The sequence below is a fragment of the Klebsiella sp. genome, from assembly GCF_027492335.1.
In the GTDB taxonomy this organism is placed as follows: domain Bacteria; phylum Pseudomonadota; class Gammaproteobacteria; order Enterobacterales; family Enterobacteriaceae; genus Klebsiella; species Klebsiella huaxiensis.
Map to the genome: position 1 here is coordinate 107726 of NZ_JAPUEW010000099.1, position 14667 is coordinate 122392.

The 14667-nt window shown below is 50.9% G+C and carries 18 protein-coding genes; 9 read left to right on the forward strand and 9 right to left on the reverse strand.

Annotated features, from left to right (window positions below):
• The first annotated feature begins 16 nt into the window (after positions 1 to 16).
• Positions 17 to 1072 carry an AbrB family transcriptional regulator gene (locus QVF11_RS27795; RefSeq protein WP_167492779.1) on the forward strand — a complete coding sequence of 352 codons (1056 nt, stop codon included), beginning with the start codon at positions 17 to 19 and terminating at the stop codon, positions 1070 to 1072.
• Between the two features lie 44 nt (positions 1073 to 1116).
• Here the strand turns inward: QVF11_RS27795 and tpx are convergent, their stop codons facing one another.
• A complete protein-coding gene (gene tpx, locus QVF11_RS27800; RefSeq protein WP_287861001.1) occupies positions 1117 to 1623 on the reverse strand; it encodes a thiol peroxidase in 507 nt (168 codons plus the stop codon).
• A 101-nt stretch (positions 1624 to 1724) separates the two neighbouring features.
• Between tpx and ycjG the strand changes: the two genes are divergently transcribed.
• A complete protein-coding gene (gene ycjG / locus QVF11_RS27805; protein WP_142514256.1) occupies positions 1725 to 2690 on the forward strand; it encodes an L-Ala-D/L-Glu epimerase in 966 nt (321 codons plus the stop codon).
• On the opposite strand, the gene mpaA is transcribed toward ycjG, so the two are convergent.
• Positions 2681 to 3394: a murein tripeptide amidase MpaA gene (mpaA, locus tag QVF11_RS27810; protein ID WP_110273467.1), complete on the reverse strand. Its 714-nt coding sequence runs from the start codon at positions 3392 to 3394 to the stop codon at positions 2681 to 2683. The two genes, ycjG and mpaA, sit on opposite strands and share 10 nt — an antisense overlap.
• 188 nt (positions 3395 to 3582) lie before the next feature.
• Here mpaA and QVF11_RS27820 point away from each other — a divergent pair, with 188 nt between their 5' ends.
• Entirely contained in the window at positions 3583 to 5199 is a 1617-nt protein-coding gene (locus tag QVF11_RS27820) for a peptide ABC transporter substrate-binding protein (RefSeq protein WP_112216506.1), read from the forward strand.
• Between the two features lie 296 nt (positions 5200 to 5495).
• On the opposite strand, the gene QVF11_RS27825 is transcribed toward QVF11_RS27820, so the two are convergent.
• Positions 5496 to 6062, reverse strand: a complete 567-nt coding sequence (locus tag QVF11_RS27825; RefSeq protein ID WP_142514320.1) for a DJ-1/PfpI family protein — start codon at positions 6060 to 6062, stop codon at positions 5496 to 5498.
• A gap of 315 nt (positions 6063 to 6377) precedes the next feature.
• On the opposite strand from QVF11_RS27825, the gene cspE reads away from it, so the two are divergent.
• From cspE to QVF11_RS27845, 4 genes are all read left to right on the forward strand, one after another.
• Positions 6378 to 6593, forward strand: coding sequence for a transcription antiterminator/RNA stability regulator CspE (cspE, locus tag QVF11_RS27830; protein WP_110273456.1), 216 nt, complete (start codon positions 6378 to 6380; stop codon positions 6591 to 6593).
• Positions 6594 to 7029: 436 nt separating this feature from the next.
• Positions 7030 to 7218, forward strand: a complete 189-nt coding sequence (gene ymcF / locus QVF11_RS27835) for a cold shock small protein YmcF (RefSeq protein ID WP_142514262.1) — start codon at positions 7030 to 7032, stop codon at positions 7216 to 7218.
• 287 nt (positions 7219 to 7505) lie between these two features.
• Entirely contained in the window at positions 7506 to 8135 is a 630-nt protein-coding gene (locus QVF11_RS27840) for a winged helix-turn-helix transcriptional regulator (RefSeq protein WP_142514263.1), read from the forward strand.
• Positions 8136 to 8260: 125 nt separating this feature from the next.
• Entirely contained in the window at positions 8261 to 8842 is a 582-nt protein-coding gene (locus QVF11_RS27845) for an outer membrane beta-barrel protein (protein WP_287861052.1), read from the forward strand.
• A gap of 50 nt (positions 8843 to 8892) precedes the next feature.
• Here QVF11_RS27845 and QVF11_RS27850 read toward each other — a convergent pair whose 3' ends face one another.
• The 4 genes from QVF11_RS27850 to QVF11_RS27865 form a co-directional block, all read right to left on the reverse strand.
• Positions 8893 to 9276, reverse strand: a complete 384-nt coding sequence (locus QVF11_RS27850) for a hypothetical protein (RefSeq protein ID WP_142514265.1) — start codon at positions 9274 to 9276, stop codon at positions 8893 to 8895.
• Positions 9277 to 9428: 152 nt separating this feature from the next.
• A complete protein-coding gene (locus QVF11_RS27855) occupies positions 9429 to 9743 on the reverse strand; it encodes a PTS sugar transporter subunit IIB (RefSeq protein ID WP_287861055.1) in 315 nt (104 codons plus the stop codon).
• 169 nt (positions 9744 to 9912) lie between these two features.
• On the reverse strand, positions 9913 to 10104 hold the full coding sequence (locus tag QVF11_RS27860; RefSeq protein ID WP_110273450.1) for a hypothetical protein: 192 nt from the start codon (positions 10102 to 10104) through the stop codon (positions 9913 to 9915).
• A 316-nt stretch (positions 10105 to 10420) separates the two neighbouring features.
• Positions 10421 to 10615 (reverse strand): hypothetical protein, encoded by a 195-nt coding sequence (locus QVF11_RS27865; protein WP_112217337.1) that lies wholly within the window; start codon positions 10613 to 10615, stop codon positions 10421 to 10423.
• Between the two features lie 288 nt (positions 10616 to 10903).
• Here QVF11_RS27865 and umuD point away from each other — a divergent pair, with 288 nt between their 5' ends.
• Positions 10904 to 11326, forward strand: a complete 423-nt coding sequence (gene umuD, locus QVF11_RS27870) for a translesion error-prone DNA polymerase V autoproteolytic subunit (protein WP_112217338.1) — start codon at positions 10904 to 10906, stop codon at positions 11324 to 11326.
• A complete protein-coding gene (umuC, locus tag QVF11_RS27875; RefSeq protein ID WP_112217339.1) occupies positions 11326 to 12591 on the forward strand; it encodes a translesion error-prone DNA polymerase V subunit UmuC in 1266 nt (421 codons plus the stop codon). The genes umuD and umuC overlap by 1 nt, the downstream gene beginning before the upstream one ends.
• 172 nt (positions 12592 to 12763) lie before the next feature.
• Here the strand turns inward: umuC and QVF11_RS27880 are convergent, their stop codons facing one another.
• Positions 12764 to 13855 carry an oxidoreductase gene (locus tag QVF11_RS27880; RefSeq protein WP_287861060.1) on the reverse strand — a complete coding sequence of 364 codons (1092 nt, stop codon included), beginning with the start codon at positions 13853 to 13855 and terminating at the stop codon, positions 12764 to 12766.
• Positions 13848 to 14591, reverse strand: a complete 744-nt coding sequence (locus QVF11_RS27885; protein ID WP_110273446.1) for a DeoR/GlpR family DNA-binding transcription regulator — start codon at positions 14589 to 14591, stop codon at positions 13848 to 13850. Before QVF11_RS27885 ends, QVF11_RS27880 begins: the two co-directional genes overlap by 8 nt.
• Positions 14592 to 14667: the final 76 nt, after the last annotated feature.

Sequence of the window (14667 nt, forward strand, 5' to 3'; positions counted from 1 at the left end):
TCTCTCAGGAATACGCATGTGGATTTCGCGTAGTCACTTCTTTCAGTGGATGAAATTGCTGGCGCTCTCCGGTGCGCTCTCCTTTGTTCTGTTCTGGTTTCATCTCCCCGCAGCGCTGCTGCTGGGGCCGATGATTGCCGGGATTACTCTTAGCCTTCGCGGCGCAGAAATTCGCGTACCCCGCCCGTTTTTTATTGCTGCCCAGGCGATTATTGGCTGCATGATTGCCCGCAGCCTCACGCCCTCGATCTTCGGCGTTCTGTTGGCAAACTGGGCTCTGGTGCTGCTGATTCTTTTTTCCACGCTCGCCATTAGCGCGCTGGCGGGATGGTTGCTGGTGCGTTATAGCGCGTTACCTGGTGCCACCGGTGCGTGGGGAAGTTCGCCGGGCGGCGCGTCGGCTATGGTGGTTATGGCTCAGGATTACGGTGCCGATGTTCGGCTGGTGGCGTTAATGCAGTACCTGCGGGTGCTGTTCGTCGCCGGAGCCGCGGCGCTGGTCGTTCGCGTCGCCCTTGGTGGCGATGCCCAGGGGATGACTCAACAGGTTATCTGGTTCCCTTCGATAAGCTGGCAGCTTCCGCTCACGCTATTATTGACCGCGGCGGCAGGGTGGTTGGGTCTGCGGTTGCGATTTCCGTCGGGGGCGATGCTCTGTCCGATGTTGCTCGGCGCGCTGGTGCAGGGAGAGGGCTGGTTAGTACTCGAACTCCCTGAATGGCTGTTGGCGTTGGCCTATGCCGCCATTGGCTGGAGTGTTGGTCTAAAGTTTAATAAACAGATTTTCTTGCTGGCGCTGAAAACCTTACCGCAGATCCTGGCGTCGATTATTGGCTTGATTCTGTTGTGTGCGCTGATGGCTTTTGGGTTAACGCAGGTTCTGCCGCTGGATTTTATGACTGCTTATCTGGCAACCAGTCCCGGCGGGCTGGATACGGTGGCGATTATTGCTGCAGGTACGCGGGCGGATATGTCTTTTATTATGGCGATGCAGACGCTGCGTCTGTTCACCATCTTGCTGACCGGTCCGGCGATTGCGCGTTTTATCTCTCGTTATGCTGAGCGGGAATAAAAAAGCCCCCGATAACCGAGGGCTTACGTAGCTTAGCGGCGAGATTACGCTTTCAGCGCGGCCAGAGCGGCGTCGTAGTCCGGCTCTTCGGTGATTTCATTCACCAGTTGGCTGTAAACAACCTGGTCGTTTTCATCAATGACGACTACAGCGCGCGCCGCCAGACCGGCCAGCGGGCCTGCGGAGATAGCCACACCGTAGTCGGCCAGGAACTGCGCGCCGCGCAGGGTGGACAGCGTGACAACGTTGTTCAGGCCTTCAGCGCCGCAGAAGCGAGATTGGGCGAACGGCAGGTCGGCGGAAATGCACAGCACCACGGTGTTGTCCAGTTCAGACGCCAGTTGGTTAAATTTACGTACCGATGCCGCGCAAACGCCGGTATCGATGCTCGGGAAAATGTTCAGCACTTTACGTTTGCCAGCGAACTGGCTTAGCGCGACGTCAGAGAGATCTTTGGCGACCAGCGTAAACGGCTGCGCTTTAGCGCCTGCCTGCGGAATGGCGCCTTGAACAGAAACGGGGTTGCCCTGGAAATGCACGGTTTGTGACATGGTTATCTTCCTGTTTACATATAGTTAACGTCACGGCTAGTGTATGACATCAGTCATCAGCACGGCAAATCCTTTTAATACTTACCTGCGAGGTTCAGGGAATGCGAAATCTGCGAGTCTATGAAGAAGCCTGGCCGTTACATACTCCTTTTGTGATCGCCCGCGGCAGCCGCAGCGAGGCCAAAGTGGTGGTGGTGGAGATCGAAGAAAATGGCGTGAAAGGCGTGGGGGAATGCACGCCTTACCCCCGCTACGGTGAGAGCATCGCCTCGGTGATGGCGCAGATTATGACGATTGGCGAACAGATTGAACGCGGCATCTCGCGTGAACAGATCCAAAATCTGCTCCCCCCGGGAGCCGCGCGTAATGCCGTCGATTGTGCGCTCTGGGATTGGCAAGCGCGCAGTGCGGGGAAGAGCATTGCTCAGCAGTCAGGCGTCATGCTGCCTAACCGGGTGGTCACCGCGCAAACGGTGGTCATTGGTACGCCTGAGCAGATGGCAGCCAGCGCGGCGGCGCTGTGGGAGAAAGGGGCCACGTTGCTGAAAGTGAAGCTTGATGATCATCTGATTAGCGAACGGCTAATCGCGATTCGCGAAGCGGTGCCGCAGGCGACGTTAATTGTTGATGCTAACGAGGCATGGCGTAGCGATGGTCTGGCTGAGCGTTGTCAGCTTTTGGCGGATATCGGCGTGGCGATGCTGGAGCAGCCGCTTCCGGCGGGGGACGATGCGGCGCTGGAGAATTTTATTCATCCGTTGCCTGTTTGTGCTGATGAAAGCTGCCATACCCGCGACAGCCTCGCGGCGTTACGTGGTCGCTACGAAATGGTCAATATTAAACTCGATAAGACCGGCGGCCTGACCGAAGCGTTGCTGTTGGCGGAGGAGGCGGAGCGACAGGGATTTGCACGGATGCTGGGCTGTATGTTGTGTACCTCGCGAGCCATTAGCGCCGCGTTGCCGCTGGTGCCGATGGCCCGTTTTGCCGATCTTGATGGCCCAACCTGGCTGGCGGTCGATGTTGAGCCGGCGCTGCATTTCAGCACCGGCGTACTTCATCTTTGAGGATGCCAGTGCAGCAGGTTAATCATTGCCGACAGGTATTTATCCGTGGCCTCGTCGGCGGATATCGGCGGAAATTCGGCGGTAATGCACGGCAGGCCGATATCGGCGCACCAGCTGCCAAAGGAGCCGGGCGTTTCATAGCCTACGCTGCCCACCAGCGGCAAAGTAAAGGCATCGGCGAGCCAGCGTCCCAGCTCGCTGTGGCCGGGATCTTCAATGCAGGCCAGCGGATCGTGAAATGAAACGACCCAGGCGGGATGGGTCTGGTGGATCAGTTCGCACAGCGCCTGGGTTTCTGGCTCTGAACCGGGTTTTTCGCCAGTGAGCAGAACCACATCACGCTGCTCTGCCGCGCTGTTCCAGCGGTAAACCGTTTCGCCTTCCTTCCAGTTCGCCGCCGGAAAATTTCGGTTCAGGTCGATACCACGTGCGTTGGCGCGTAATCCTAGCTGACAGCCGTCGGGATTCACCGCCAGCACCACGTGATGACGGCGCAACTCCGGTTTGAGCGTGCGTAACGCGCAGGAGAGGGTGACGATTGATGAGTTTTCATCGCCGTGGGTGCCGGCAAGAATTAAACCGCTGCGGCTATCGGCCAGCGGTGCAGGGAACCACAGCAGCGGTGCGCCGAGATGAGACTGGCCGTAGCGCTGGGTTCCCGGCGGAAAAGCGCCGCGTTGAGGGCGAGGACGAGAAACGGGCATAGGGCATCCTGTTATCAGGTTATTTTGAGCAGTGTTGTGTAAAACCGTCCCGGAATCAAACAGTTTCCTGCGATCGAGAAATCAGCATATATGTCAATTTTCTACCACAAGCTGTTTGCAATTTCAGGTGATGAAACAAATAATTATCGCACTGCCAGCTCTGGTTTTTTTATTTTAAAGGGGATCTTATGAAGTATCCTGTCACATTGACATGCGGCGCGCTGTGGTTAGCCAGCGTTTCCTCTCTTTCCTGGGCGGCTGATGTCCCGCCTGGCACCGTATTAGCCGAAAAACAGGTGCTGGTGCGGCACATTAAAGATGAGCCTGCCACATTAGATCCCGCTAAAGCCGTTGGCCTGCCCGAAATTCAGGTGATCCGCGATCTCTTTGAAGGTTTAGTCAATCAGGACGCGAAAGGCAACCTGATTCCTGGCGTGGCGACTCGCTGGCAGAGCAATGATAACCGCGTCTGGACCTTCACCCTGCGTGACAACGCCCGCTGGTCCGACGGCACGCCGGTGACGGCAGAGGATTTTGTCTATAGCTGGCGGCGGCTGGTGGACCCAAAAACGACTTCGCCGTTCGCCTGGTTTGCCGCACTGGCGGGCATCAGCAACGCGCAAAATATTATTGATGGTAAAGCCGCGCCGGATAGCCTCGGCGTCACCGCGGTGGATGCGCGGACCCTGCGCGTGCAACTGGATAAACCGCTGCCGTGGTTCAGCAATCTGACGGCCAGTTTCGCCTTTTATCCTGTGCAGAAAGCCAATGTGGAAAGCGGTGATAACTGGACGCGCCCGGGTAATCTGGTCGGTAACGGCGCGTATGTTTTAAAAGATCGCGTGGTGAATGAAAAGCTGGTGGTGGTTCCCAATACGCACTATTGGGATAACGCCAAAACGGTTATTCAGCAGGTTACGTTTGTGCCGATCAACCAGGAGTCGGCGGCGACCAAGCGCTATCTGGCGGGCGATATTGATATCACCGAGTCATTCCCAAAAAACCTGTATCAAAAGCTGTTGAAGGATATTCCGGGACAGGTCTATACCCCGCCGCAGCTTGGCACTTATTACTATGCGTTTAACACGCAGAAAGGGCCAACTGCCGATGAGCGTGTGCGCCTGGCGCTGAGTATGACGATTGACCGTCGTCTGATGGCAGAGAAAATTCTGGGAACCGGCGAGAAACCGGCCTGGCGCTTTACCCCGGATGTCACCGCAGGCTTCACTCCGCAGCCGGTGCAAATTGAGAGCATGAGTCAGGCCGAGCTGAATGCTCAGGCGAAAGCGCTGCTGCAGGCGGCGGGCTACGGCCCAAACCGCCCGCTGAAGCTGACTCTGCTGTATAACACCTCGGAAAATCATCAGAAAATCGCTATTGCGGTGGCGTCGATGTGGAAGAAAAATCTTGGCGTTGACGTGAAGCTGCAAAATCAGGAGTGGAAGACCTATATCGACAGTCGAAATACCGGCAATTTCGATGTGATCCGCGCCTCGTGGGTAGGGGATTACAATGAACCATCGACATTCTTGTCGCTACTGACCTCAACCCATAGCGGCAATATTTCGCGCTTTAACGATCCGGCCTATGACAAGATCCTGACCCAGGCAGCGTTGGAAAACTCAGAAAAAGCGCGCAACGATGATTACAACGCAGCGGAAAAAATCATTATGGCGAAAGCGCCTATCGCGCCGATTTATCAATACACCAACGGGCGTCTGATTAAACCGTGGCTGAAAGGATATCCGATAACCAATCCGGAAGACGTGGCATACAGCCGCACGATGTATATCGAGAAGCACTGATGACAAACCAGGTTTAAAGATTGTGCTCGCGTTTCTGCCGGGCGTCGGCTGACGCCTTGCCCGGCCTACAAAACCCACAATATCAATAAATTGTGCATTTTTCGTAGGCCCGGTAAGGCGCTAGCCGCCACTGGGCAATTCCAGCCAGCTGCACTTTGTCAGCAATCTGAAGCACTGATAAGTGCACCACCGTAAAACCCGCAACTGGCGCTGTTTTCAGCGCCAGCCCGCCTTTTCTGATTATCTCTTGTCGTCACCTGGCCATGTTCGTTTTATTCATCAGGAGGGCTGTAGCGTTACTGCTGCAATAATTCGGCAAATTTCGCCAGCCATTGCGGGTGCGCTGGCCAGGCTGGGGCGGTGACCAAATTGCCATCGACGTGCGCCTGATCGATGCCGATGTCGGCATAATGACCTCCACTGAGCCGTACTTCCGGTGCACAGGCCGGATAGGCGCTGCAGGTGCGTCCTTTTAGGATCCCTGCGGCAGCCAGCAGTTGGGGACCGTGGCAAACTGCGGCAATCGGTTTACGTGCAGCGTCAAATGCCTGTACCAGTTTGAGTACTTCATCATTCAATCGCAGGTATTCAGGCGCGCGTCCACCGGGGATCAGCAGAGCGTCATAATCCTGCTCCTTCGCTGCGCTGAAATTGGCGTTGAGAATAAAACGATGACCAGGCTTCTCGCTATAAGTCTGGGCACCGTCAAAATCATGGATTGCGGTCATAATGTAGTCGCCTGTGATTTTGTCAGGGCAGACTGCATCAACCTGATGGCCAATCATCTGCAATGCCTGAAATGGCACCATCGTTTCGTAGTCCTCAGCATAATCGCCGACCAGCATTAGAATTTTCTTGCTCATCATAACTACTCCCATGTGAATTAAGGTGTCTAAGATATAGCCTGGTAGAAGAGGGAATGCGAACCGTAGTTGGCGCAATATTGCCAGCTGACCAGAGTTTCTATAAAAATAAAGCTTGCTATCAATTGTTATCTGTGCGATCAATAGGTGGTTGGTTTGGTACACAGACCTAAAAATAATGCGGTTTAGTAAAGCAGTTCTCATCTCAAGCGTTATCCGTAGATAATCCTTTTTTCGAGCCTCCTTATCGTTATTAATTAAATTCTGTGATGCGAACTTTTTCGCCGTAAGGCGTTGATTATTGAGGTAATATTTATGTCTGAGAAGATGACTGGTTTAGTAAAATGGTTTAATGAAAGCAAAGGTTTTGGTTTTATTTCTCCACTGGATGGCAGTAAGGATGTCTTTGTACATTTTTCTGCACTTCAGGGTGATGGTTTCAAAACCTTATTTGAAGGGCAGAAAGTTGATTTCTCTATCGAGAATGGCGCCAAAGGTCCTGCTGCTGCAAATGTCATTTTGCGCGATTAATAATTTTCTGAAATTTTTTGAACTTGCGACAACGATGACGGTCTAAGCCCGAGTAGACAGGTTCACAAGATAGCAGTAAAGGGTATATTGAAGCAGACGGTTCCAGTGTACCCATTTTAAAATGATCGAAAGTGTATGAGAGAACGATATCCCGAATGCACTTAATATTTTTGTATTAAATTTTACTTAACGTTACGTGCCGAAGGCACATTAAAAAACTAAACAACATCCAAAAGATCGCTGGTGCAGTATAGATTTTAATCCGAAGAATCTCGGGTTTATCTTTAAGAATTAATGACAATGATGTCTTTGTTATTATCGACCATTCAGAACAATGCTTTTTGCGTTGTCATTGAAAACCAGGAAAGTGTTTTCAGTTAAATATGGCTAAATGTCCCTGCGGTAGTGAATGTTGTAGCAAATAGAGGCTAACATCATGACTGACCACATTCATTTCAGATGCCCATGCTGTCATGGGTCACAGTACAGAACATCGGCTTACGATGTGTCTGCAACAAATCCGTTTGGCGCGAAATGTATCTTTTGTAAATCTTCAATGATTACACTCGATAACATCGCCATACATATTTCTAAAAACTCAGCATCGCTGGAGTTAAGGAAATAACGAATCGGCCCCGGAAGGGGCCTTTTGACGTCTATAGTGTCATATCTTTTTCCGTCTCGATTCCTTTTAAGACACCAGTCAGCTCCATGCCTAAGTGTAACTTTCTGTATTTATTTGTATTTTTTATGTTCAAATTGCCCGCGCCTGGCTTTTGGGTTTGTTTAAATTTAAATGCAATCGTGGTTTTTTATTGTGCCCTGATATGAGTAAATACTGAGTTGCGCAATTTTTACGAAAACATTATGACGTTCTATAATTGTGCTGACTGAAACTTATCAGGTATTTCTATGCACATTTCACCACCTGTTCGCCCGGAAGAGAGTATCCAACGCTTGACGGCACTGCTGGAGCCGATTGCCGAAAAAATGAGAGTAGTGCCGCGGAAACGCATCACCTGGGAGCACAAAAATCAACCTCAGCTGTATCTTTTTCAGGAAGGCGAGCTTTCGATACTCAGGGCATCAGACGGCCTGTTAATTGTCACCGTTTACAACCCACATCTGTTTGGCATCGCTGAAATGATCCAGCCGGTGCGCGGTCATCAACTGCGGGCGGAAACTGAATCGACAATCCTGCGCGTCGATGCGCAAAAAGCGATGGAGGCCTTTCGTCAGCACGGCGTATGGGAGGATGTCGCCTCATTATTGTCATATCATACGGCGTATCTTTTTTATCGTGATGCCTTAGTGGTACAGCAACGAACCTATGCCGTCATTCGCAATCATTTAATAGAAATGAGCATGCTCCCGGAGGAAACTCGAATGCGCGTATCTATTCTGGATTATATTCAGGAGCGCACACATTTATCCAGAAGTAGTGTATTAAATGTGCTTTCTGCGTTAAAAGTTGGTAACTATATCGCTTTTAGACGTGGTGGTTATTTGATTGAGTTAAATAATTTACCTGAGCGTTTTTAGATTGGTTGATTTGTCCAAAATTAAATAATAAAGCGGTTATCATTGCCGCATTAATATTCTATTGTAGGCCCACTTAATTCTTAAGTATCTCATTTATTTGACAACGGGTCGACACCAGGATTTTTATGAAAAAGACGCTTATTACGTTAATTATTGCTAATGCTTTTACCGCGACCACAGCTTTTGCTGCTGCGCAGGAGGGAACCTGGTATGCGGGTTCTAAATTTGGCTGGTCGCATTATAGTGACTCTAGCTCCGATCACTCTGTCGATGTAGACCGTGATAACGTCGGCGGTGGTGTGTTTACCGGTTATCAGATTAACCCGTGGCTGGCGGTAGAAGGTGGGTATGATTATTTAGGTAATATGGGGATCAACGGTCGCCATGGTGCATCCGGTTCGCAGATGAAAAGTCAGGGATTGCAGCTCTCATTGAAAGCCAGCTACGGCCTGACCAGCGATTGGGGCCTCTATGGTCGCGCAGGGCTGATGGGCTATCGCGCGGAGTCTGACGTGAATGGCCATAACCGTTTTGATACCGGTGTGCGTCCGGTGGTGGCGATTGGTACTGAGTATGCCTTTAACGACAATTGGTCGGGGCGTCTGGAGTATCAGTGGGTTAACAATGTGGGCAACGAAAACCAGATTGGCATGAGCAGCGATGTGAGCTCCGTGATGGCTGGCGTCAGCTATCGATTTGGTCAGTAAATTCAACAGCCTGGAAAGAGCCCCCTTATTGCTAATAAGGGGGCTCTTTTTTATCCCTGAGTGAGTGATTGCAGAGAGTCGTTCATCTTCTGTAACCCGGTGATATTCTGCTCTTTCAGATAGTAGTTATTCATTAAGCGCATTTGATCCAATTTTGTCAGTGAAGCATAAACCCGATACGTCTGGCTATGGACATCAAAAATATCGTTAGTTTTCACATCTAACAGATAATCTGTTTTTAAACTGAATGATACATTATCAATGATTTGCTTATTTTTCTGATGCAGCATCGTTGTGGCAACCGGGTCGCTGGCTATTGGATTGTTTTGCACGACGGGGATATGTAACGCATCTATTTTAGTTAAGGTTTTGGGAGACTGTGAACTACAGGCCGTTAGCATTGTAGCCAGCATAACAAGGGAAAGTTTACGCATGGTATTTCCTGGTATAAATAATGGTCGTGCTTATTATCTTTTTTACCTGGAACTCTGCGAGAATTTATTTGTTTAATTTAAAATTATGAGCGTGCGTGTTGTGGAAGGAACCCGTGATTTCACGGGTTCTGCATGGCGCATACTAAACCACATTATGTTATTGATTGAGGAATCGTACTCATTGCAAATGTGAGGATTTTCTCACCATCAAATGATGCGTAAGGCAAACTTTCGATCACTGCAATTTCTTGTTCTGAATTCAATGAGTTCATGAATTCTGGGATCTTATATTGAATATGCGGAGCGATCAAAACGCCGTCATAGGCAGGTGCTACGCTAAAGAAATTCTCAACACCAACGGCACTGATTAAAAGATCTAAACCCTGAGTATCGGCTGTTTTTTGCATTTTTCTGGCAATAATTCCTGCCGTTTCGCCGAACAGGCAACATATTAATAACTTTTTCACAATTTAATCCTCGGTGAGATACCTAAGCTACATTATTCCTCCATGGCTGATGAAAATGCGCGATACGTCAATATTCTAATACTAATTTATTAGACGGCATCTTCACTATCACAGAAGCCAGAAACAAAAGCTTCTGTGATGTTGTGAATGATCGGATATGGCTATTGGGTTACTTTTTTTTGCGTGAAATCACGAAGCGATCGTCAACGCGCGTGAGCTTTGCTCCATTGGTGCAGTGCTCAATGGCGAAATTAAAAAACTCATCAGAGTCGAGTTCAAAATCCAGTTCGATTTTAATGGTTTCACTGGATTGCAGAAGCTGCTTTGCCTGTTCCAAATCACTGGCCTTAACTATTCCCATCTCTTCACCTCGTTTTAGCGCTGGTGGCGTCCGGGCTTCATCTTACGGCCTAAGTTTTACAATCATGCGACACTGGCGTTTTATTTCTGCGAGATAAGTTTTTCGGCCTTACGTAACACGATCACCATCGCTTCAGGAGACCCGATAGCGATGGTAACCAGTGCAATCTTAGGGCCTATCCCAGTAGGCGTTATTGGCGCAGGCAGTTTGAACACGGACAGCGCACAGAAACCGGAGCGTACACGGAGTACGTGAGGATTTCGAGCACTGCCCAGGTTCAAAATGGCAAGTAAAATAGCCCTAATGGGATAGGCTCTTAATCAACGTTAGTGAAGTAGTCTCGTGCGACTGCCTCAACGTTCTTTGCATCAATGCCCGTCTTCTCCGTGATCGAGGCAATGAACGGCTTGAACTTCTCTGTTATCACATGGCCACCGTCCCAATGAGCGACGTAGAAGCGGCACTGATAGCGATAAAAGTGGAGAGTGGTGTCTCCTAACGTGTAATACATAAGAATCTCCCGTTCAGTATGTCGGATGGATCGCCACAATTTGTGAGCAAAGAGCCGATTGGCGGATTCTATCCTCCTCCCAATTGACCGAAATTTCCAGAGAGCAATACAAAACCATCGGGAATACGTATAGGGGCTCCTACACAATATCGACGATATGATTAGCGTACGGATGCTAAATTCTCCACAACTTCAATGTGTTCACGTTAATGCCTTGCATGTGGCTTGATTAACGTCATTGAAGTGCTGATACTGTATATAAATACAGTATATGCAGGTGAGTTTATCATGATGTTCTACAAGCCGGTTGAATTGCGTCAGGTCATATCGATTCCGTTGTTTAGCGATCTTGTTCCGTGTGGGTTTCCCAGCCCGGCGCAGGATTATATTGAGAAGGGGATTGATCTCAACGAGCTTTGTGTCAGTCATCCTGCTGCGACCTATTTTGTAATGGCAACAGGCATGTCGATGGTTGATGCCGGTATTTATGAGGGTTCGCTGCTGGTGGTGGATCGCAGCCTGAAAGCAACGCATGGCGATATCATCATTGCCTCGTTAGCCGGTGAATACACGGTCAAACGCCTCTGCACGCATCCCGTGATGCAATTGATGCCAATGAACCCTGATTTTCCTCCGATTGAACTACACGATGGTGGTGAAGAGCTGGAGATTTTTGGCGTCGTCACGTTCAGCATTAATCGGTTTCGCTAATGTTTGCCCTGGTAGATGTGAATTCATTTTATGCCAGCTGTGAAATGGCCTTTCGTCCCGATTTGCGCGGGCGTCCGGTGGTGGTATTAAGCAATAATGATGGCTGCGTGATTGCCCGAAATAGCGAAGCTAAACGGCTTGAGATCCCCATGGGCGCGCCGTATTTCAAAGTGAAATCTCAGTTTGAGCGTTACCAGATCGCGGTATTTAGCAGTAACTACGCACTGTATGGCGATATGTCGCACCGTGTGATGACCCTTCTTGAAGAGCTGGCCCCATCAGTTCACCAATATTCCATTGATGAAGCATTTGTGAATCTCTCCGGGCTTAATCGTCCTGGGGAACTCGAGGCATTTGGTCGCCACGTGCGAACGACATTACTCCAGTGCACTGGTTTGACGGTAGGTGTGGGAATTGGGCCGACTAAAACATTGGCTAAGCTGGCTAATTATGCAGCGAAAAGATGGCCGCAAACCGGAGGCGTGGTTGATCTCTCTTTATTGGTCAGGCAGCGAAAACTGCTGGCTCAGGTTGAGGTCAGCGAGATCTGGGGCGTTGGTCGACGAATAGCGAGAAAGCTCAATGATATGGGGATTAAAACGGCGCTTCAGCTTGCTGAAACGCCCGCGTCGCTTATCAGAAAACATTTCAGCGTCGTGCTGGAGCGCACAGTGCGAGAGTTGTGCGGCGAGCCTTGTCTTGAACCAGAAGAGTTTATGCCGACGAGGCAGCAAATCATCTGCTCGCGTTCGTTTAGCCAAAAGGTGAGCGAATATGAACCGATGCGTGAAGCAATATGCAGCCATGCGGTTCGCGCCGCCGAGAAACTCCGTGCAGATCATCAATATTGCCGCTATGTTTCCGCCTTTATTAAAACCAGCCCGTTTGCAGGTAATGAAGTCTATTACGGTAAAGATGCCGGAACCAAAATCCAGATCCCAACGCAGGATAGCCGGGATATCGTCGCTGCGGCGATAAAGTGTCTGGATACCATCTGGCGGGAGGGGTATCGGTTTCAAAAGTGTGGCGTAATGCTGGGCGACTTCTTTAGCCAGGGGGTGGCTCAGTTGAGCTTGTTTGATGACTATCGGCCGCGAGCCAATAGCGAACAGCTCATGACGGTACTCGATCACGTTAACCAACGAGGAAAAGGGCGTCTCTGGTTTGCCGCGCAGGGAATAGAGCGTGCTTGGGAGATGAAACGAAACATGCTATCTCCGGCCTACACCACCCGTTTTAGCGATCTGATGCGGGTGAAACTGTAGACCGGATAGATTCCCCGAAGATGGCGCTGGAGCGCCTGTAACAACGGGCGTAATGTCGACACGGCGTGGCGGTTTCCCGGAGACGCTGCTGTGCACCTGTCCTGGCTACCGGTCCGTGCTGGCTGTGGTTTTTATTGCTTGCCCGGCGATTTCTCTGGTCACAGAACCTGGCTTATTTCAGGCCAGCCAGTTCATTGGCGGTCAGCGCTAAAGTTTGCGTCATCCCGCTCTCAGCAGATTGCACCGCGGCTTCCAGTACTGCCATCACGGCGAGTGCTTCTAATGGTGATACCGGGTTGTTGATTTTCCCGGTCAGCGCATCACGGACGTGAATATAGTACTGGCGCTGGTCGCCCTGCGGTGTACTGATTTCCTGGGTTTGTAGATCGGTATCGTAAACCACCAGACTATCGTCGTCATGGCCCCAATCTTCGCTGCCAGGAGCCACACCTGCCAGTAATTGACTTTCCTGCTGGTCCGCTTTTTGTTTGACCACGCTGCCTTTATCGCCATGAATGGTAAAGCGCGATACGCCGCCGGCCACCAGCATGCTGCAGTGCAGAATCACTTTATGCTGTGGATAATTCAGCACCACATGCGCCCAATCGTTAATTTGCGCACCATCGCGCAGGGTCGCGATATTCCCCTGCACGGATTGCGGTAGGCCAAACAGTTGCAGCGCCTGGTCAATCATATGCGGGCCTAAATCAAACCACAGGCCGCTGCCCGGCACATTCTGCTCGCGCCAGCGAACGCGGACTTCCGGGCGGAAGCGGTCGAAATGCGATTCAAAATGTTTAACCTTACCGATAAGTTCCTGCTCGATAACCTGCTTAACGCCGAGATAATCACTGTCCCAGCGGCGGTTATGGAACACCGACAGCACTCGTTGTTTCTCTTCTGCAAGCGCAATCAGCTCGCGGGCTTCCTGCATATCGAGCGTAAACGGTTTGTCGACCACCACGTGCTTGCCAGAGTTTAAGGCTAGCCGGGCGAGCGGGGCGTGGGTCGCGTTTGGGGAGGCAATGACCACCAGATCGATATCCGGATGCTGAATCGCCTCTTCAGGTGAGGCAATTACGGTCACATTCGGCAAATCGCGCTTCACTTTTTCTTCATCGCGGGAAGCGACAATCGCCAGCTTCAGGCCGTCAACGGATTGGATCAGCGGCGCATGGAAGGTTTTGCCGACAAAACCATAGCCAATCAGGGCGATATTGATGTTCTTAGCGTTATTCATAAGCGTCTCCGCGTCATTAAGCATCAGCGATGTTGAGGTGTATTGAGCCGTTATCCTTCAACTCTTTCCACGGACGGTCGAGAAAGAGCTGATGGATATCGGTGAGTTCAGCGACCAGCCAGGGTTCGCAGTGGTCCAGTTTCATATGGTCGGCGACCAGCCAGTGTTCAGCGCTGGCCGCCAGCATGGCGCGCTTCACCTGGGCATCGGCTTCCTGGCTGGCGCTCAGGCCAAGTTCGCCATGAAGCGCGCAGGCGCCAAGAATGGCGATATCCGCACGATAGCGTTCGAGCAGCGACAGGGTGGCGTGACCGGCGAACAGGCGCTGTTGCATATCCCATTTGCCACCCAGCAGAATAAGCTGAATATCCGGGCGATCGCTGAAGTGCTGGGCAATATCCAGAGAGTGGGTAATGACCGTCATGGGGCCGGTTATCTGGGTCGCGACGGCCAGTATCGTGCTGCCTGCGTCAAGAAACAGAGTCGATCCGCTGGGGATCTTCTCGGCCACCATTTTGCCCAAGCGCTGTTTGGTATCCGCGAGCAGAGCGTTTCTGCTTTGGCGATTCATCAACGAGAGATTCAGGGCGATAGCGCCGCCGTGATTCTTCTGTGCGAGTCCCTGTTTTTCGAGGTCGGTAAGGTCGCGGCGCAGGGTATCTGCAGAAACCTGCAGCTTATCTACCAGCTCGCTGATAGTGACTTCACCCTTTTCGCTAAGAATATCAAGCAGGTATTTTTGCCTGGCCGTTTTATGCATCTTTTAAATTCCGCAAAATGCTGCAATAACTCGCATAATACAGCATTTTGCGGCAAAAGAAATCGGGATGATGCGG